The organism is Phytohabitans rumicis (assembly GCF_011764445.1).
GTDB classification, from domain to species: Bacteria; Actinomycetota; Actinomycetes; order Mycobacteriales; family Micromonosporaceae; genus Phytohabitans; species Phytohabitans rumicis.
This window is the reverse complement of the sequence record NZ_BLPG01000001.1, coordinates 7,614,491-7,634,521: the sequence shown is the minus strand read 5'-3', so window position 1 is coordinate 7,634,521 and position 20,031 is coordinate 7,614,491. Positions and strand designations below refer to the sequence as shown.

Here is a 20,031-nt window from a genome sequence, read left to right as displayed (position 1 = left end):
TCGAAGAGAGAACAACTCGCTCGGTCCCGATGCCGGTGTGTCTGCGTTTTCTTCTCTGCGGCACCGCGTGGCGGACGCCAACACTCGGTCCATGACGCCAGTGGCCGACTCCGGACAGACATTCGTCACAGGACTCACCGGTGCTATCGGCGGTACGCCGCTCATTGAGCTGACCCGCATCAGCGCGGAAAGTCCATTTCGGACGTTCGCCAAGCTGGAGGGGGACAACCCCGGCGGCAGCATCAAAGACCGGGTGGCCCTGCAGATGGTCCGCGACGGGATCCGCAGTGGACGCATCGTGCCGGGGCGCTCGGTGCTGATCGAGTCAAGTTCGGGCAACTTGGGCATCGGGCTGGCACACATGTGCGCGTACTACGGCATCAAGTTCATCTGCGTGGTCGACCCGCGCAGCAACGCCCAGAACATCGCCATCATGCGCGCGCTCGGTGCCGAGGTCGAGGTGGTGACCCAGACCGATCCGGCCACCGGCGAGTACCTGCCGGCGCGCATCGCCCGCGTGCGGGAGCTGGCCGCGACGATCCCGAACGGGTTCTGGACCGACCAGTACTCGAACCCGCTCAACGCCCGCGCGCACCACACCACCATGCGGGAGATCGCGGAGGCCGCCCCGGGCCGGTCGATCTCCTGTTCTGCGCCGCCAGCTCCTGCGGCACGCTGCGCGGGTGCGCCGATTACATTCGCGCCCACGACCTGCCCACCCGGATCGTCGCGGTGGACGCGGTGGGCAGCGTCATCTTCGGCCAGCCGGCCGGGCCCCGACTCATCCCCGGCCACGGCGCCGCCCTGCGCCCGAAGCTCTACCGCGACGACCTGGCCGACGAGGTGGTGCACGTCGACGACACCGAGTGCGTCGTGGGCTGCCGCCAGCTCGCCCGGCGGGAGGCGATCCTGGCCGGCGGTTCGTCCGGCGCGGTGGTCGCCGCCCTGGACCAGTTGCGTGATCGGATCCCGCCGGGCGCCACCTGCGTACTCATCCTGCCCGACCGGGGCGAGCGCTACCTGGACACGATCTACAGCGATGCCTGGGTCAACGCGCACTTCGGTGACATCTCGCACCTGTGGAAACAAGCCGACGTGGAGGTTGCATCATGCTGATCCTGGGTGCCGAGCACGTGCGCCAACTGCTCGCCGGGGCGGACGAGGAGGTGCTGGCGGCGGTACGCGACGCGTACGTCAAGCATGAGCGCGGGCAGACGGCGCTCCCCGACTCCGTCTTTCTCCGGTTCCCGCCCGACCTGCGCAACCGCATCATCGCGAAACCCGCGTACCTGGGTGGCGACAACCCCGTCGCCGGCGTCAAGTGGATCTCGTCGTTTCCGGGCAACATCGCCGCCGGCCAGCCCCGGGCGAGCGGGTTGATCGTGCTGAACTCGGTGCGCACCGGCGTGCCGGAGACACTGCTGGACGCGGCCGCGATCTCGGCCCGCCGCACCGGGGCGAGCGCCGCGCTGGCCGCCGCCACGATCCGCTCGCCGACTCCGGACACCGGCATCACCCTCGTGGGCTGCGGGGTCATCAACGGCGAGGTGCTGCGCTTCGTCCGCCACGCACTACCCACTGTGGACACCGTTACCCTGTTCGACACCGATCCCACCCGGGCCAAGGCGTTCGCCGCCGACTGCACCCAGCGCTACGACGGCCTGAAATTCGATGTCGCCGACGACATCGGGACGGCGCTCGGCGCGCACCGCCTGGTCTCGCTGGCGACCACGGCGACCACGCCCCACCTTGACGGCGAGCAGTTTCGGCCCGGCACCCTGGTGCTGCACGTGTCCCTGCGGGACATCGCCGCGACGACGGTGCTGTCCAGCACCAACGTCGTCGACGACGTCGAACATGTGTGCCAGGCGTCGACCTCCGTGCACCTGGCCGCGCAGCAGGCGGGACACACCGACTTCGTCGCCGCCACCCTTGGCGGTCTGCTGCTCGCCGCCGAGCCGCACCGCCGGGACGAGCGCGGCCTGACCCTGTTCTCCCCATTCGGGCTCGGCATCCTCGACCTGGCCGTAGCCGAGCTGGTCCGCCGCCGGGCAGTGGCACTCGGTGTGGGGACAGCCATCCACGACTTCACCTGACGCCCCACCGCCGGTCGCTCCACCGAGCACAGCCGGCCGCCCCCACCGCCGCCGTTCTCTACAGAGGACAGACGGCACAAGCAACCGCCGCCCGCCACTCTACCGAGGGACGGGCGGCGGTTGCTGGGTGCCGAGGGGTACAGCTCAAACCTGAGTCTCCGCCATGTGGCGGCGCAGGCTCAGCGGGCGCATATCCGTCCACACCTGGCCGATGTGGGCCAGGCATGCCGCACGGTCGCCGCGAGTGCCCTCGGCACGCCAGCCGGCGGGCAACTCACGGTCGCCCAACCAGATCGAATACTGTTCCTCGTCGTTGACGACCACCTGATACGTACGCTCGTCCGTCTGGTCCTCCAACACGTCCACATCCCTCCTGCGGGTCGGTCTGGATCCGCTGTCGCGAGCCTGCACCCAAAGCCGCCAGGGACAGCAGAGAATAACGGGCACTGTTCGTTCTCTGCCGGGCGCGCCGCGACTCGGGCACGCTGCTAGGCATGCGGATCCCAGCCACGCTCGGCTTACCTGTCGTGATGACGCCGGATACCCCCGGGACGGCGATCTCCAGTGGCTCCACACTCGACGTGCCGTCCCTGCGCCGCCACCTTCGCGAGCATGGCGCGGTGCTGTTGCGCGGGTACGGCGTCGGCGGGGTGGACGGCTTCGACAGCGCCGTACGGGCGATCGCCGGCTCGCCGCTGCCCTACACCGAGCGTTCGTCGCCGCGCAGCACCATCGCGGGCAACGTCTACACCTCCACCGACTACCCGCCGAACGAGGAGATCTTTCTCCACAACGAGAACTCCTACCAGGCACGCTGGCCGCTGACGCTGTTCTTCTACTGTCTGCGCCCGCCGGACACGCTGGGCGCGACGCCGCTGGCGGACACCCGGGAGGTGTACCGGGCCATCGACCCGGCCGTCCGCGAGGAGTTCGCCGTCCGCGGCTGGATGGTGGTCCGCAACTTCAGCAGCGGCTACGGGGTGGCGTGGCAGCAGGTGTTCGGCACGGACGACCGGTCCGAGGTGGTCGCGTACTGCACGCGCAACGGCATGGAGGCCGAGTGGGTCGGCGCGCGGGACCTGCGCACGCGGGCCTGCCGGCGGGCGGTGCACCAGCATCCGGTCACCGGCGATACGGTGTGGTTCAACCACGTGACGTTCTTCCATGTCACGACGCTCGCCCCGGACGTGTGCGCCGGCCTGCGGGAGATGCTCGACGAGGCGGACCTGCCGACGAACACGTACTACGGTGACGGCGCACCGATCCCCGACGACGTCGTGGCGCATCTGCGGGCGGCCTACCGTGGCGCCCAGCGCCGGTTCGACTGGCAGCCCGAGGACATCCTCGTCGTCGACAACATGCTGGCCGCGCATGGCCGGGAGCCGTTCACCGGTCACCGGAAGATTGCGGTCGCGATGGCCGAAGCATGGGACCCCGCCACTGTGGACAGTGGCGATGACGGGAGGCGACCGTGACCACCGATCGTGAATGGCGTCCGCTGTCGGTCGCCCAGGAGCAGCTGTGGTTCCTCGACCAGCTCCGGCCGGGCGCGGCGGTCGACCAGCTACTGTCCGCCGCGCTGCGGATCCGCGGGCCGCTGGACGCCGGCGCGCTCGGCGCCGCCCTGACCCAGGTGGCCGCCCGGCACTCGATCCTGCGCTCGCGCTACGACACGGTCGGCGACACCGCCGGCATGCTGGTCGACCCGATCGCGCCGGTCCCGCTCCCCGTGGTCGACCTGACCGCGCTGCCGCCCGCCGAGCGGGAGCGGGAGCTGCACGAGGTCCGCACCACCGACCTGCGGACCCCCATCGACCTGCACAAGCAGGCACCCTGGCGGGCCACCCTGGTCCGGCTCGCCCCGGACGACGCCGTGCTGCTCGTCATCGTGCACCACATCGCCTTCGACGGGCTGTCGTGGGGCGTGCTCGCCCGCGAACTGGAGGCGCTCTACGCCGCCGCGCTGGGTCGCCCGGCGCCGGCACTGGCCCCGTTGCTGACGCAGTATCACCAGGTCGCACGCCGCGAGCGGGAGCGGGCCGGCGGCGGATCAGCGGCCGCGGCGCTCGCGTACTGGCAGGAACGGCTGGCCGGGTTGGGGCCGCTGGAGCTGCCGGCGGACCGGCTGCGGCCGGCGCAGTGGGTGCCCGACGGCGCGAGCGTCCCGGTCACCGTCCCCGCCGAGCTGGCCATGCGGTTGCGCGATCTCGGACGGGCCGGCCGGGCGACCCCGTTCATGGTGCACCTGGCCGTGTTCCAGCTCCTGCTGAGCCGCTACAGCGGCCAGACCGACATCGGGGTCGGCGTGTCGATGAACACCCGCACCGGGGCGGAGACCGCCAGGCTGATCGGCCTCTTCCTCGACACGGTGGTCATACGCTCCACAGTGGACGAGACTGGCGGGTTTCCGGACCTGGTGGCCGAGGTCCGCCAGCGGGTCCTGGAGGCGCTACGGCACGGCGCACCGTTCAGCGAGGTCATGTCGCGCCTGAGCGTGACGCGCGACGCCACCCGCAATCCCGTTTTCCAAGCCGGGTTCGACTGGAACACCGTGCGGCGGGAGCCGTTCCGCCTGGCCGGGCTGGAGGTCGAGGTCTGCCCGCCCGTTTTCGCCGGCTCCAGCTTCGACCTGTCGCTGCATCTTGCCGAGCACCCGGACGGCACCGTCGTCGGCCAGTTCGTCTACCCGACGAGCCTGTTCACCCAGGCCCGCGTCGAGCGGATGGCCGCGAGCTACCTGCGGCTGCTGCGGTCGATCGCCGAGGCCCCCGCCCGTCCGGTCGCGGAGCTGGACCTGGTGCCGGCGGCGGATCGGCGGTGCTTCACCCGGTGGAACAGCACCGACGTGGCCCGGCCGCGCCAGAGCCTGCCGGCGCTGTTCCTGGCCCGGGCGCAGGCCGATCCGGACGCGGTGGCCGTACGCGCCGAAGAGCAGGAGCTCACCTACGCCGAGCTCGCCGACCGGGTCCGGGTCCTCGCCGGGCACCTGCGCCGGCACGGCGTGACGGCCGAGACGCCGGTGGGCGTGGCCATGCACCGAGGGCTGCATCTGCCGGTGGCCGTGCTCGCGGTCCTCGCCGCCGGCGGGACGTACGTGCCGCTGCCACCGGAGTATCCGGCCGACCGCCTCGCGTACATGGTCGCCGACTCCGGCGCGGCGCTGGTCCTCACCGACTCCACAGTGGACGACCTGCTCGATCAGCCTGATGCCGACCCAGGCGATCTTCCGGACATCGATGACAGGCAGTCCGCCTACATCGTCTACACGTCCGGTTCGACCGGCCGGCCCAAGGGCGTGGTCGTCACCCACGAGGGCATCCGCAACAGGGTGCTCTGGTCGGTGCAACGGTACGGGATGACCGCGGCCGACCGCCTGCTGCACAAAACCACCATCGGGTTCGACGCGGCGGTGTGGGAACTGCTGGCCCCGCTCGTGTCCGGTGGGTCGGTCGTCATGGCCCCGCCCGACGGGCACCGCGACCCGGCGGTGATGACGGCCGCGATAGTCCGGCACCGGGTCACCCTCCTGCAGGTCGTCCCGTCCGTCCTGCGCCTGCTTGTCAACGAGCCCGGACTCGCCCGGTGCACCTCGCTGCGCCTGCTCTGCTCGGCCGGCGAGGCCCTCCCGGCGGCACTGGCCCGGCGGCTCGTCGACCTGCTCGACATCGAGGTGGTCAACACGTACGGACCGACCGAGTGCTCGATCGACGCGACGGCCGCGACGTTCCAGCCCGACGAGGCGGCGGAGAGCGTGCCGATCGGCGGTCCCCTGCCCAACATCGAGCTGTACGTGGTCGACCGGGCCGACCAACTGGTCCCGGTCGGGGTGCCCGGCGAGCTGCGGCTCGGCGGCGTCGGGCTGGCGCGCGGATACCTCGGCCGGACCGACCTCACCGCCGCCCGGTTCACGCCGAACCCGTACGCCGACCGGCCCGGCCAGCGCTGGTACCACACCGGGGACCTGGTCCGGTGGCGCGAGGACGGCGAGCTGGAGTTCCTCGGCCGCGTCGACCAGCAGATCAAGGTCAACGGGGTACGCGTCGAGCCGGCGGAGATCGAGTGCGTGCTGGGTGAGCACCCGGAGATCACCGCCGCCGTGGTGATCGGGCGGCACACCGAGGCGGGCGAGACGCACCTCGTCGCGTACGTGGTGCCCGGGGTGCCCGACGATCTCCACGACCACCTGGCCGACCGGCTGCCCGCCGCCATGGTGCCCGCGCAGATCCTTCCGGTCGAGCGCCTGCCGCTCACGCCGAACGGCAAGGTGGACCGGGCGGCACTGCTCGCCATCGGGACCAGCACCGCCGAGGCGGCGGCGGGGCCCGCACCTCGTACACCGGTGGAACGCGACATCGCCACCGCGATGGCCGAGGTCCTGGGCGCCGACGAGATCGCGGTCACCGACAACTTCTTCGCCCGTGGCGGGCACTCGCTGGCGGCCATCCGCCTGGTCATGCGACTGCGCCGGACGTTCGGCATCGAGATGACGGTGGGCGACCTCTTCGCCAGGCCGACGGTGCAGGGGGTGGCCGAGTGGATCGGCGACCAGCTCGCCCCGGCCGCCGCGATCGGGGTCACACCGGTCCCCCGGGACCGTCCGTTGCCGCTGTCCTTCGCCCAGCAACGGATGTGGTTCCTCGACCAGCTCACCCCGGGCACGGCCGAATACCTCATCCCCTTGGCGGTACGGGTACACGGCGCGCTCGATCCGGACCGGTTGCGCCGGGCGACGGCGGCGGTGGTACGCCGGCACGAGGTGCTGCGCACCCGATACCTGGACCGGGACGGCGAGCCCGTGCAGGTCGTCGACCCGCCCGGGAGCCTCGCGTTCGAGCAGGTCGACCTGACCGGGCGGCCGGACGCCGAGACGGCCGGCCTGGAGCTGCTCGACCGCGCCTCCGGCCGGCCCTTCGACCTCGCCGCGGAGCATCCCCTGCGGGTCACGCTCGTCCGGCTCGGACCCGACCACCACCTGCTCCTCATGGCGCTGCACCACGTCGCGTTCGACGCCTGGTCCATGGGCATCTTCCTGGCCGACCTCGACGCGGCCTACGTCGCCGACGCCGCCCCGTGGGCCGGCCCGGCCCTGCAGTACGCGGACTTCGCGGCCTGGCAACGGGAGCAGGCCGACCACAGTGGACAGTTGGCGTACTGGCGGGATCGGCTGGCCGGGCTCGCGCCGCTGGAGCTGCTGACCGACCGGTCGCGGGGAGCACAGCGCGACCCGAGCGGCGCCCTGCTGGCGTTGGACGTGCCCGAGTCGCTCGCCCGCTCCGTCCTCTCCCTCGCCGGCGACCGCGCCGCCACACCGTTCATGGTGCTGCTGGCCGCCTTCCAGGTGCTGCTGGCCCGCTACGCGCGCCGGAGCGACGTCGCCATCGGGACGCCGGTGGCCGGCCGGACCCGGCCGGAGACCGAGGATCTGCTGGGCCTGTTCACCAACACCCTGGTCATCCAGTGTGACCTGGCGGGCGACCCCCGCTTCGTCGACCTGCTGGAGCAGGTGCGGGCGGTGACCCTGGACGCCTTCGCGCACCAGGACGTCCCGTTCGAGCATGTTGTCGACGCGGTCCAGCCGGAGCGGGACCTGTCCCGCAACCCGCTGTTCCAGGTCATGTTCGACGTACAGCATCTGGACCGGTTCCCGGCCACGCTCGGCGGAGCCGCCATCGAGCCGATCCGATCGGGCCCGCTGGTGTCGAAGTTCGACCTGACCTTGACCGTCCAGCAGCGGGCCGGCGGCCGGTTGCGCTGCGTCTTCGAGTACGCCACCGAACTGTTCGACCGGAGCACCGTCGAACGGCTGGCCGGGCAGTACCTGCGGCTCCTGGACAGCATCGTCGCCGAGCCGCGCAGCCGCCTGGGCGAGCTGGAACTACTGGCCGGCGACGAGCGGCACCGGCTGCTGCGGGAGTGGCCGCGGTCCGGCGCCGACGTCATCGACCGGCTCGACCCCGCCGCCGAGCACCACCTGTGCGTGCCACAGCTCTTCGAGGCCCAGGTGCGGCGCACACCGGAGGCGCTCGCCGCGGTGTTCGGCACCGAGCAGGTGACATACGCGCAGCTCGACGAGCGCGTCAACCGGTTCGCCCGCCGCCTTCGCCGGCTCGGCGTGGCCGCGGAGACGACGGTCGCGGTGTGCCTGGAACGCAGCCTCGACGCGGTCGTCGTCCTGCTCGGGGTGCTCAAGGCCGGCGGCGTGTACACGCCCGTGGACCCTACCCAGCCGGCGGAGCGCCGCGACTACATGATCGCCGACTCCGGCGCCCGGGTGGTGGTCACCACCGGCGAGTTCGCCGCGACCTTCGACGGCCCGTACACGGTCGTCGCCGTCGACGACGAGGCCGGCGCCGGCGACGAAGCGGGCGTCGACCTACCGACCGTCACGGATCCGCGCAACCTCGCCTATCTCATCTACACGTCCGGCTCCACCGGACGGCCGAAGGCGGTGATGATCGAGCATCGGTCGTACGCCCACCACTGCCGGGTCATCGCCGACGCCTACCGCATCACGCCGCGCGACCGGGTGGTGCTGCTGTCGGCGCTCACCTTCGACGTGGCGATGGACCAGATCGCGGCCACGCTGCTGGCCGGCGCGACGATCGTGGTCGGCGACCCGGTCTTCTGGGCGCCGGCCGACCTGCCCGCACGGCTCGCCGAGCACCAGGTCACGATCATGGAGATCACGCCGGCGTACTACCGGGAGATGCTCGAGTACGACGTGAGCGGGCTGGACCGGCTCGCGCTCATGAACGTCGGCAGCGACGTGGTCACCGCCTCGGACGCGCAGCGGTGGGCGGCGACCGGGCTGCCCGGCCGGTTCCTGTGCAACTACGGTCCGACCGAGGCGACCGTCACCTGCTTCCTGCACCCGGTGGACGCCTCGTCGCCGGAACGGTCCGAGCCCGCCACCGCGGTGCTGCCGATCGGCCGACCCGTGGCCGGCACCAGGGCGTACGTGCTCGATCCCGACCTACGGCCGGTCCCGATCGGCGTACCGGGCGAGCTGTGCCTGGGTGGCGTGCGGCTCGCCCGCGGATACCACGGCCGGCCGGAGCTGACCGCGCGGCAGTTCGTGCCCGATCCGCTGTCCGAGGAACCGGGCGCGCGCCTCTACCGCACCGGCGACCTGGTGCGGTACCGCCCGGACGGTGCGGTCGAGTTCCTCGGCCGGATCGACCAGCAGGTCAAGATCCGCGGTCTGCGCATGGAGATCGGCGAGATCGAGGCCGCGCTGGCCCGGCACCCCTCGGTCCAGGCCGTGGCCGTCGTCGCGGCCGAGGTGACGCCGGGCGACAAGGGACTCGCCGCCTACCTGGTGCTCCGCGAGGGACCGGGGCCGAACCCGGTCGAACTCCGCGAACACCTGCGGGGCCTGCTGCCGGAGAACATGATCCCGTCGTGGTGGACCTTCCTGGCGGATCTGCCGAAGACGTCGAGCCAGAAGGTCGACCGCAAGGCGCTGCCGGCGCCCCGACCCGGCACGGGAAGGGCGCTGCGGGCGCCGGAGACGGCGGCCGAAGAGATAGTCGCGGACATCTGGCGGGAGGTGCTCGGACTGAGCGAGGTCAGCGTGGACGACGACTTCTTCGCCGTCGGCGGGCACTCCCTGCTCGCCACCCGGGTCCTCGCCCGCCTGCGCCGGGCCTTCGCGGTCGAGTTCCCGCTGCGCCAACTGTTCGAGTCCAGGACGGTCGCCCAGCTGGCCGAAGCGGTCACGGACGCGGTCGAGGCCGACGTCGCCGCGCTCTCCGACGCGGAGCTGGATGCCCTGCTGACGAAGACCGTCCCGGACACGCGGAACGACGAGTGATCAGGCAGTCAGGTTTCGAGCTGGCTGAGACCCAGCCGGCTCGTCCTGCCCGTCTTCACCAGGAGGCTCGCCACGTGCTTCTCGACGGTCCGCGGCGACAGGTGCAGGCGCTCGGCGATCTCCCGGTTGCCGAGTCGCTCGCGCAGCAGCCGCAGGATCTCGAACTCGCGCACGGTCACACCGGCCGAGCGCAGCTGCGCCGGGATCTCTTCGACGCCACGGCGTCGCTGGCCGACCGGGGCGCCGGCCCGGCGCAGCAGCGCGCGGCAGGCGCTCGCCGCCGGGGTGAAGCCGGCGCCGTGGAAGTACTCCTCCGCGGCCCGCAGCCAGGGCACCGGCGTGCCCCAGCCATCGTCGAGCGCCGCCTCGGCGACGAGTCGCAGCCCCAGGTGACGGCCCATCTCGTAGGGTTCGCCCAGCTTGTCCACGTCGGACACCAGTGCTGCCGCGGCCGTCGCGCGGCCGGCTCGCCCGGCGAGCACGGCCCCGGCCAGCAGCGAGAACTGGCGGTCCCAGCGCAGCCGGCTGGCCGGCGTGCTGGTGAGCTCCTGGAGCTCCCGCTCGTCCAGGTCACCGGCGAGGGCCCGCAACAGGGGGTCGAGACCATACCGGCCGCTGAGCGGAAAGATAGTCGGGCTCTGCGCCTCGGCCGCCAGCGCGCGATCGAGCTCCGCCCTCGCCTGGGGCCGGTCTTCCTCGGCCAGGGCGCAGAACGCGCGGACCAGCCCGTGCACCCGCGGCACGTGCAGCGGCAGGTCGCCGCCCGCCACCCGGAACTCGGCGAGCGCCCCATCCATCGCACGCCGCTGGCCCTGGTGGGCGGCGAGCATCGCCTTCGCGAGCAACAGGTACTGCGTGGTCTCCAGGAGCGTCAGGCGCCCCGTGTCGGGCAGGCAGCGGTCGATGACCTCCTCCGCCTCGGCGTACCGTCCCATGAGCACCAGGTGTGTCGCGATGCTCGACTCGGCCTGGTATCCGACGGTCACCGCACCGAGTCGGCGCGCGGCGTCCCGGGCCTGTATCAGCCGATCGATCGTGCCGCCATGCAGCGCGTTGTCGTTGCCGAGCCGGATGAGCACGTGCGCCTCGGCGATCGGCAGCCCGTGTTGCACGGCGATGGTGCGGGCCCGCTCCAGGCAGGCGGTGCCTTCGGCCGGGTCGCGGATGCGCGTGACCGCACCCAGCAGTTGCCAGACCTGGCAGGCGACGTCGGGGAGGGGGATCGCCTCGGCCACCCTCACCGCCCGGCGGGCCAGCGCCTCGGCGGCGACGTGCCCCTCGCCCGGCTGGTCAAGCATCAGGTGCGCCTCGACCGCGTCGATCCGTGCGCCGGCCGCGGGGTCGGGGTCCGAGCCGAGCAGCGCCCGCGCGGCCCGCACGTGGGCGAGGGCGTCGTCGATGCTGCCGTAGAGCATCGCCGCCCAGGCCAGCCGGGTGTGCCAGGCCGACCGCCGCCCCGGGTCGAGGCCGCCGCCGAGCCGGTCGAGCACCTCCACCGACGCCAGCGCCTGCTTGATCTGACCGACCTCCACGTACGCGAAGAGCAACGCCTCCTGGGCGTCCGCCCGCGCCTCGACGTCGCCCTCGGCGGCCAGCGTCTCCTGGGCACGTTCGAGCAGTGTGACCGCCGAGCGGGCGGCCCCCTGGGTCAGTGCCCGCCGCCCCGCCTCGGTGAAGAGCAGGCCGGCGGCGACCCGGTCGCCGGCGGTGAGCCGCAACGTGGCCGCCTGCTGGCACCACTCGCCGGGCAGCCCCGGATGCAGCTGCTCGATCGCGTCGGCGGCACGTTCCGCCAGCCGGGCCCGCCGCCCGGCCGGGAGCAGGGCCAACAGCGACTCCGCCAGCAGCGGGTGGTGGAACGCGTACCAGTCAGGGTTTTGCTCGTCCGGGGTCACCAGGTGCGCCGCCGGGCTGCCGCCGGAGAAGTGTCCGAACAGGTCCCGGTCGTCCAGCCCGGTCACGGCCTGCACCACGGCCAGCGGGAAGCGGTGCCCCAGGACCGCCGCCGTCAAGAGCACCTCACGAGCCTGCTCGGAGAGCTGCTCGAGCCGGTGGGTGAGGCTCGGTGCGACGGTCATCGGCAGCGCGACCGGCACCGGGCCGCCCACCACCCAGCCCCGCTCCGTATGCCGCAGCACCTCGCCGTCGCAGAGATCGTTGAGCAGCTCTTCGGCGTGCAGCGGGTTACCCCCGCTGCCCGCCCAGAGCAGATCCACGACGGCCTCCGGCACGTCGGCCGGTGGCGTCTCCAGGCAGCTCGCGGCGAGATCGCGCACCGCGGCACGGTCCAGTGGGCCCAGCCGGACCTGCGCCGCGAGCCGGCGCTGCACCGACGAGCGGGCCAGCGCCGGCGCGGCGCCGGAGTCCGGGCGGAAGGCCGCGACGAGCAGGGTGGCCTGCCGCCCGAGGTTGTGGATGAGGTACTCGAATACCGCCAGGCTCTCCGCGTCCGCCTCGTGCAGATCGTCGAGGACGAGCACGCAGCCGCCGTCTCGGGCGACGAGGCCGGTGAGCCGCAGCACCGCCTCCGCGATGATCACAAGAGAGTCACCGGCCCCGCCCGCCGCCGCGCCGCCGCCGCCGGCCTCGTCCCAGTCCGGCACGAGGCGGGACAGGATCGGCCGGTACGGCCCCAGCTCGGCGACGTTGACGCGGTGCCCCGAGTGGCGCAACGACAGCAGCAGCTCGGTAAGGCACCGAAAGGGAAGGATCGGCCCGATCGCGCTGCCCCGCCCCCGCAACACGCACATGTCCGCCGAGAGCCCCCGCTCGACGGCCACGTCGGCCAGGCGCGACTTGCCGATCCCCGCATCTCCGGTGATGAAGAGCGTGCCGCCCCGGCCGGAGTGGGCGTCCTCCACCGCGCGATCGATGACGCCTAACTGGACATCGCGGCCTACTACAGCCGCCGCGCGGGCGTACACGTTTCGGATCCTAATGAGACGGCCCACCTCGGGATAGACGCGCAGGGGTTCCGCCGGCGATGCTGCCGCTTCATTCGGTGGGGGGCGGCGGAGACTCGTTCGAGCAGCAGGTCGAATTCCAGGAAGGGGACGGGATGACCTGTACGACCTCCCCGGCGGGCGAGGCGGAGTAGGCGGGTCCGGTCGCCGCAGCCACCCCGAGCAGGGCGGCGACGCCGGCTCCGAAGGCGAACGCGCGGATCGCCAGTGTCCGGCCGGACGGTGCAGGCCCTGCCGGATCGCCCGACTCGTCCGTCACGTGAGGATCTTCCGAGAAATTAGCGCTGGACATCAGATTTCCCCTTCCGAGCATTTCCTCATTGACTGCTTCTTTTGCCGATTCCTACCTGGACGGTCCCGAAAAGGAGCACGGACGGCACCTGCTCCGCAAAACCGGCGCGGAGCAGCCCGTACCCGATGCCGGCCAAACCGTTGAGCAGGCCAGGCGTCGGGACGCCGCCGGGCGTCCCGCATCCCGCGCCGGCGCGGGAGATCACGTCGCAGACCTGGCCCGCCCGGCGGCGGATGATCCACGCCGCCCGGCTCTCCCGCCGGACCGCGAGTGCTTCGAGGATGCCGAGCTCCCCGTGACAAAGGCTCAGGTCGCGGAGCACCGGCCGGGTGGCGTAGCCGTCCAGCACCGCGGGATCGTCGGCGATGCCGGCAGCGTGCCGGGCCGCGTGTACGCCCGCCTGTCCGGCGCACCACCCGTACTCGTCGCCGGTCGTCGCGGCGCCGCGCAGCAGGCGGGAGCCGAGCACGTCGAGGTGAGCGGCGTCCGGCACCGCCGCGCCGGACCTCGCGTGGCGCACCAGCGCCCAGCCGATGCCCGCGTCTCCCGCGGCGAACCCGGTTGAGGTGGAGGGCGCGTCGACCCGCTCCGCGAGGAGCGTCGCGCAGCGGCGGGCCGTGTGCGCCGCCTCGGGCAGGTCGAGCTCCTCGTACACCGCCGTCATCGCCGCCAGGCACCCGGCCACCCCGGTGAACACGCCCAACGGCGCGTCCGGGACGACGCACCGCTCGGCGAGGCCGATCGCGGACCGCGTCCCGTCGCACAGCGAGGCGTCGTCGAGCCGGCCGGCGAGCCGGGCCAGCGCGTACGCGATGCCGCCGAAGCCGGTCATGCCACCGCAGCCCACCGCGCGTACCGTCTCGTCGCTGCCGGAAAGGGCGGCCAGCAGCGGCGGCACCCGGCGGACCGCCGCTCGGGCGACCGACGCGTACCGCTCCACGCCGGTCAGGGCCCACAACTCGGCCAGGAAGAGCGCGACGCCGGTGTAGCCGGTGGCCAGCCCGGCGCCCATCGGCAGCGCGAGCCACTGGCGCTCCTCGACAAGCTCGAGCCCCAGCCAGTTGACCTCGCCGTGCCGGCGCGCCGCCAACGCCACCAGTTGGTCGGCGATGCCACGCGCGGCGGCGAGCAACCGCGCCGGATCCACCGCCGTGGCGCGGCCCTCGGCGCCGGGTCCACCCCGGTGGCCAGCGGGCGGACGGCGGGTGGCCAGCGTCGCCGAGATGATCCACTCCTGGTCCCGGCGGTCCGCGTCGCTCATCGCGTCGAGCTGGCCCAGCGCGCCGGCCAGCCCCGAGCGCTCGAAGAGCCCGTCCACCAGGGTGCCGTCCGCGGTCCGTACGCCTATCTCGGCGGGAGTCGTGGTGAACAGCGGCACGTCGCCCGACCACAGCTCGGCCAGTTCGTGCCGGAACAGCTGGGTCGATCCGGGTTGCGACGTGGCGGCCACCGCCCACAGGGCGTCCAGCACGCGATCCCGATCGAGCGCGTCGCGCAGCACGGCCGGGTGGTTCGACCGGTCCAGAAGCGTCCGGTACAACTGGGTGGGGCGGACCACGACGCGCGTCTCGACGTCCGCGAAATGGCGCAGCAGCGCGCCCACCCGCACGCGATCCCGCATGATCGCGTTGTAGGCGGCGCGGAACCCGGCAAGCAGGTCCGGCTCGTGGTCGACCGGGTCACGCTCCACGCCGTCGAGACGTACGCGGTTGCCACGGCTGGCCAGCGGGGTGCTCCGGCGGCCCAGGCGCATGCGGTCGGTGCCGGGCTCGTCCCAGAAGGCGACGCCCGCGGGTGCGGCGCCGTCGCCGCCGAGCGCGGACATGTCGGCCCGCCCGTGGTCGCCGACCAGCATCATCGGCAGCACACCCGTGCGGTGAACGGACGACGCGAGCCGGTCGGCGGCGGGATCGCTGGTCAGCCACGGCACGGGCGTCATCGGATGCAGGACCGTCTCCACGTCGACCACGACCGGCTGGTCACCGGCGGCGACGAGGTTCTCCCGGTGGATGTCGACGGCCCCCACCAGGTGCAGCAACGCGAGCAACGCGCCCTGCCGGCGGTAGAAGCGATCGGCGGCGGCCAGGTCGGGGACCGGCTCGCCCGCGACGAACTCCAACCAGCCGTAGCCGTCCCGGGCGATCACCGCGGGCGTACGCAGGGCGGTGCCGGCCAATGCGCCGTTGAGCCAGGCGACGAGCGCGGCAAACCGGACGTGTACCGCCACGGCGCGCGGCTTGTAGATCACCCGGCGCCCGTCGGAGAAGACCAGGGCCGCCACCGACCGGCCGCCGCGGTGGGCGTCGGCGCCCATGTCGTGGACCGCGACCAGCCGGCCCGGGTCACGCCCGGCGAGCAGGCCGTCCACGACCACCGGCCGGTCCGCGACGAAGCGGGCGAGCAACTCGCGCCGGCTGTCGACGGCCTGCTGCGCGTGCTGCCCGAGCAGGCGGCCGAGGACCGGGTACCGGGCCAGCAAGGCCGCCAACCGGCCCGGTGCGGCAAGCTGCCGGACAAAGTCGGCGAACCGCTCCCCGCCCTCCGTACCGGACAGCTCACCGCGCCCCTTCGCCGCGTGCAACTCGGCGACCAGGACAGGCGCGGCGACGGCGGCCAGCCGCCGGCCGAGCCGTGCGGCGTACGCGTCATTCAAGGTCGCGGCGTCGACCAGGTCAGACAGCGGCTCGGCCGCCAACTGCCGGCGGATCTCCTCGACGAACGGGTGCACCACGCCGGCGAAGACGTCCGACCCGCGCGCCTCGGCGTCGACCACCGGCAGCGGCGAGATCCCCAGGGCACCTTCCACCACCCGTACCCACGACGGTCGCGAAGCTCGCGCGCCCAGGTGGGACGCCGGCTCGGCGAGCAGCGCCCGCAGCCCGGACTCGTCGATCCCGGCATCGGCCAGCCGCAGCGTGAACTGGCCGGCGCCGGCCCCGTCGCAGGTGCCCCGCCAGGCTTCGATCCGTGCGTCGACGTCAGGATCGGCGCTGGCCAGCTCTGGTACGCCGGCGGCCAGCCGCTCGCCGAGCGCGAGAGCAGCCGCCCACCAGCCCTCCACCGCGGCGGGCGGAGTGGCGGCTGGGGTGGTGGACGATCCTGTCACGCCCCGATCGTGGCAGACCACCCGCGGCCGGACATGGGTATAGGCCGCGTACATTCTCGTCGCGATCAAGTTCGCCGAGTACGTATGTCCACAGCGGACCGGCGGTCAACCCCGCGCCCACATCGCGACTGTCTTGACTGCGGTGATCATGAAGTTAGCGTTGGGGAGAGCGCTTGCCCGGACGCTAACTTCATGATCACCGACCTCAGCGGAGCTGGTGGCCTGGATCTCGAAGTATGGCCCACAGCCATCGGTTCCAGCGGTGGGACTACCGCTATTGCTCCAGTTCCGGAAGACCGAGCCTGATGCGGCCCTGACCTGGACGCCGTAACCGCCACATCCTCCGGCGTATACGCGAAGCTGCGCGAATGCGACGTTCCCAAAATTGCCGTACCGCAGCCGGAACTGGCATGCGGCATCGCCGGCCGAGGCGCCTTGTCCCCTCAGCACCGGGGTGAAGGTGAGGGAGTTCAGGTTGTAATGCAGGTGTGAGTCTGCCGACGCGGGCGCCGCGGCGACCCCGAGTCCGGTCGCTATCAGGGCAACGACGAAGAGAGTCCTCGTCAGCGCGCGAGAGACGATTTTCACATAGACCTCCGCTCGGATTCCAAATTCCCAGAAGACGAGTAGGACGCGTCGCGTACGGCTGGCTTCATTGACCTGGGAGGTAGGCTTCGGGAATAGACAGACGTCATGAAGCTTGATGCCACAAGATCGAAGGCGACGCGAGATCCAGGGGTCCGGTTCGCCGTGGGTTTTCCGGTCCGGATTCGGCGGGGGCGACGGAACGGTAGGTGCCTGAGGTGGGCATGGCGTTGGGACAGCGGGGCACGTTCGCCGATCGGTTCGCTCTGCTCTACGCCGAAGCGGGTAACCCGCCGTTGAAACGGGTGACGGTGGCGGTGGCGAGCGCCGGGCGGGTCGATGAGCGAGGGCGGGCCGTACGCGTGTCCGCGCAGCGGGTGAGCGACTGGCGGCGTGGCCGCAACGTCCCCGCTCGGTTCGCCGTCTTGGCGACGGTCCTGGAAATGCTGATCGGGCACGCCCGCAAGCGGCAACCCCAACCCGTCGTAGCGGGCCTGTACGACCTGGAGGCATGGCGCGCCCTATGGAAAGAGGCCCTGGCGAGTCCCGCCGCTGCGCCCGAGCCGGAAAACGTCGACGAGCAGCCCAGCGCCGAGGACGATTCAGCGCTGTGCCCGTACCAAGGGCTGGCAGCGTACGGCGAGGCGGACGCCGCGCGGTTCTTCGGCCGCGAGCGGGCCACGCGGGCCCTGGTGGCTCGGCTCGGTCAGGCGCTGATCACCGGGGGATCGTGACGCTCGTCGGGGCCTCGGGCTCGGGGAAGTCATCGCTTCTGCGAGCCGGGCTCATCCCCGCGCTGGCCCGCGGGGCGTTGCCGGCGAAAGGCTCGGCGAACTGGCCGGTCGTGCTGACGGTCCCCGGGGCGGATCCCGTGCGTGCGCTGGTCGACCAGATTCCTTGCCTGTCGGAAGCCCTGGACGCATCCGCGGACACGGCAGGGGAAGAGTTCGCCGCCAAGGTGCGTGCGGCGTGTGTATCGCACGCAGAACGACTAGCCAGACCGGAAGCGCGACTTGTGCTCGTCGCGGACCAGTTCGAGGAGGCTTTCACCCTCTGCCGCGACGACGCCCGGCGGTCGGCGTTCATCCGGGCTCTCCAGGCGGCATGTACGCCGGCTACTCCGGGCGGTCCGGTGCCGGCCGTCGTGATTTTGGGATTGCGCGCCGACTTCTACGGTCGGTGCCTGGAGTACGCGGAACTGGCCGGAGCGCTTCAGGACCGGCAGATGGTACTCGGGCCGATGACATCGACCGAGCTGCGAGACGCGATCACGCGCCCGGCGCAGGCCGTGGGTCTGCGTCCGGAGGCCGGCCTCGTGGAGGTGCTGCGACGGGATCTCGGCGGCACTCCCGGCGCGGGCGGCGCAGGTGCGTACGATCCGGGGGCTCTGCCGCTGCTGTCGCATGCGCTGCTCGCCATCTGGCAGCGCAGGCAGGCCGGCAGGCTCACGGTCTCCGGATACCGGGCGGCTGGGGGAATCCACGGCGCCGTGGCGGCGACGGCGGAGCGGGCCTGGGCGCAGCTGCGCCCGGATGGTCAGGCCGCCGCGCGCCGACTGTTGCTGCGGCTCGTGCGGATCGGCGAGGACACGCGGGATACCCGCCGGCGCACCTCGTCCGCGGAGCTGACGCGGCATTCCCCCGACAGCGCGGCGGCGGCGGAGGCGCTGGAGGTACTCGCCAGAGAGCGGCTGGTCACGCTCGACGCCGGGTGTGTGGAGATCAGTCATGAGGCGCTGCTGCGGGCCTGGCCGCGGCTGCGGCGATGGATCGACCAAGACCGGGCCGGAAACCTGGCGCGGCAGCGCCTGGAGGAGGACGCCGCGGCCTGGGAGCGACAGGGGCGGGACCCCTCGCTGATCTACCGCGGAGCCCGGCTGGAGACGGTCCGCTATCAGATGAAACCAGCGGAACGGGTCGAGTTGACCACCGCGGCCCGGGCCTTCCTGACCGCCTCGACCCGACACCGACGGCGGGCGATCTGGGCCCGCCGCGGCGCCGTGGCCGCTGTGGCTCTGGCCGCGGTCGTCGCCGTCGCGGCCGCGGCGGTGGCCGTCCGGCAACGCGACGAGGCGGTGTTCCGGCAGGTGCTGGCCGAAGCAGACCGCCTGCAGGCAACAGACCAATCCCTTTCGGCGCAACTGAATCTGGTGGCTCACCGGATGCGCCGGGACGACAAGGACGTGTACACCCGGCTGATCTCCACCACGAACACTCCCCTCGCCACGCCGCTGACCGGGCACACCGGAGCGGTATACCTGACCTCGTTCCGTCCCGACGGGCGCGTCCTTGCCACGGCGAGCTACGACAACACCGCCCGGCTGTGGGACCTCCGCGACCCGACCCACCCGGCACCGCTTGGCAAACCGCTGGCGGGACACACCAGTTGGGTGACTACGGCCGTCTTTCGGCCGGACGGGCGCTTGCTGGCCACCGCGGGAGATGACAAGACCATCCGCCTGTGGGACGTCACCGACCCCGCCAACGCGTCACCCGTTGGCCGGCCGATCACCGGCACCAACGGCACGGTCTACCTGGTCGCGTTCAGCCCCGACGGGCATACTCTCGCCACCGCCAACGAGGACCACACCGTCAGGCTGTGGGACGTTCGCGACCCGGCCCATCCGGCGCCCTTGGGCCGGCCCCTGACCGGACACACCGCGGCCGTACGGTCGGTCGCGTTCAGCCCCGACGGGCGCCTGCTGGCCAGCGCGGGCGACGACCAGACCATCCGCCTGTGGAACGTGGCGAGCCCAGCCCACGCCGTGCTCATGGGCCGGCCGCTCACCGGGCACAGCGCGCTCGTCCACTCCGTGGCCATCAGCCCGGACGGGCGCACGCTCGCCAGCGGCAGCAAGGACAAGACCATCCGCCTGTGGAACGTCAGCGACCCGGCCCGTCCGGCACCCCTGGGCGCACCCCTCACAGGACACAACGGTCCAGTGTGGTCGGTCAAGTTCAGCCCCGACGGGCGCGCGCTGGCCTCGGGCAGTGTGGACAGCACAACCCGGCTGTGGAACCTTGCCGACCCGTCCACCGCCAACCAGCTCGGCCCACCCCTGACCGCGAACACCGGCATCGTTTTCGCTGTCGAGTTCAGCCCGGACGGGCGTACCCTCGCCGCCGGCAGCGCGGACAGCGTCGTCCGCGTCTGGTCGATCCCCCGGGCATCCTCGC

Annotated in this window: 8 protein-coding genes and 2 pseudogenes; 6 read left to right on the top strand and 4 right to left on the bottom strand. The window is 72.4% G+C overall.

All coding sequences use genetic code 11. The annotated features are described in order from the left end of the window. Positions 1–91: 91 nt before the first annotated feature. Together sbnA and sbnB are read left to right on the top strand one after the other, a co-directional pair. Positions 92–1,116 (top strand): annotated as a pseudogene (gene sbnA, locus Prum_RS34780) (2,3-diaminopropionate biosynthesis protein SbnA). Beyond that, positions 1,110–2,096, top strand: a complete 987-nt coding sequence (gene sbnB / locus Prum_RS34775; protein WP_173080516.1) for a 2,3-diaminopropionate biosynthesis protein SbnB — start codon at positions 1,110–1,112, stop codon at positions 2,094–2,096. Before sbnA ends, sbnB begins: the two are co-directional and overlap by 7 nt. A gap of 144 nt (positions 2,097–2,240) precedes the next feature. On the opposite strand, the gene Prum_RS34770 is transcribed toward sbnB, so the two are convergent. After that, a complete protein-coding gene (locus Prum_RS34770; protein ID WP_173080514.1) occupies positions 2,241–2,456 on the bottom strand; it encodes an MbtH family protein in 216 nt (71 codons plus the stop codon). 134 nt (positions 2,457–2,590) lie between these two features. On the opposite strand from Prum_RS34770, the gene Prum_RS34765 reads away from it, so the two are divergent. Further along, a complete protein-coding gene (locus Prum_RS34765; protein ID WP_173080507.1) occupies positions 2,591–3,571 on the top strand; it encodes a TauD/TfdA family dioxygenase in 981 nt (326 codons plus the stop codon). Continuing rightward, positions 3,568–9,909: a non-ribosomal peptide synthetase gene (locus Prum_RS34760; protein WP_173080505.1), complete on the top strand. Its 6,342-nt coding sequence runs from the start codon at positions 3,568–3,570 to the stop codon at positions 9,907–9,909. Before Prum_RS34765 ends, Prum_RS34760 begins: the two co-directional genes overlap by 4 nt. Positions 9,910–9,917: 8 nt before the next feature. Here Prum_RS34760 and Prum_RS34755 read toward each other — a convergent pair whose 3' ends face one another. The 3 genes from Prum_RS34755 to Prum_RS34745 form a co-directional block, all read right to left on the bottom strand. After that, complete coding sequence (locus Prum_RS34755; protein WP_173080503.1) at positions 9,918–12,833, bottom strand: ATP-binding protein; 2,916 nt, start codon at positions 12,831–12,833, stop codon at positions 9,918–9,920. A 70-nt stretch (positions 12,834–12,903) separates the two neighbouring features. Then, positions 12,904–13,131 (bottom strand): hypothetical protein, encoded by a 228-nt coding sequence (locus Prum_RS34750; protein WP_173080501.1) that lies wholly within the window; start codon positions 13,129–13,131, stop codon positions 12,904–12,906. Between the two features lie 58 nt (positions 13,132–13,189). After that, a complete protein-coding gene (locus Prum_RS34745; RefSeq protein ID WP_246278281.1) occupies positions 13,190–16,270 on the bottom strand; it encodes a type 2 lanthipeptide synthetase LanM family protein in 3,081 nt (1,026 codons plus the stop codon). Between the two features lie 809 nt (positions 16,271–17,079). Between Prum_RS34745 and Prum_RS49965 the strand changes: the two genes are divergently transcribed. Together Prum_RS49965 and Prum_RS52360 are read left to right on the top strand one after the other, a co-directional pair. Further along, a complete protein-coding gene (locus tag Prum_RS49965; protein WP_371871399.1) occupies positions 17,080–17,589 on the top strand; it encodes an nSTAND1 domain-containing NTPase in 510 nt (169 codons plus the stop codon). After that, positions 17,586–20,000, top strand: a pseudogene (locus Prum_RS52360) (nSTAND1 domain-containing NTPase); the annotation flags it as partial. The gene Prum_RS49965 and the pseudogene Prum_RS52360, both read left to right, overlap by 4 nt. Positions 20,001–20,031: the final 31 nt, after the last annotated feature.

Excerpts from the sequence above, each read along its gene's own strand:
- sbnB (WP_173080516.1), top strand. The coding sequence starts at position 1,110 with ATGCTGATCCTGGGTGCCGAGCACGTGCGCCAACTGCTCGCCGGGGCG.
- Prum_RS34765 (WP_173080507.1), top strand. The coding sequence starts at position 2,591 with ATGCGGATCCCAGCCACGCTCGGCTTACCTGTCGTGATGACGCCGGAT.
- Prum_RS49965 (WP_371871399.1), top strand. The coding sequence starts at position 17,080 with ATGGCGTTGGGACAGCGGGGCACGTTCGCCGATCGGTTCGCTCTGCTC.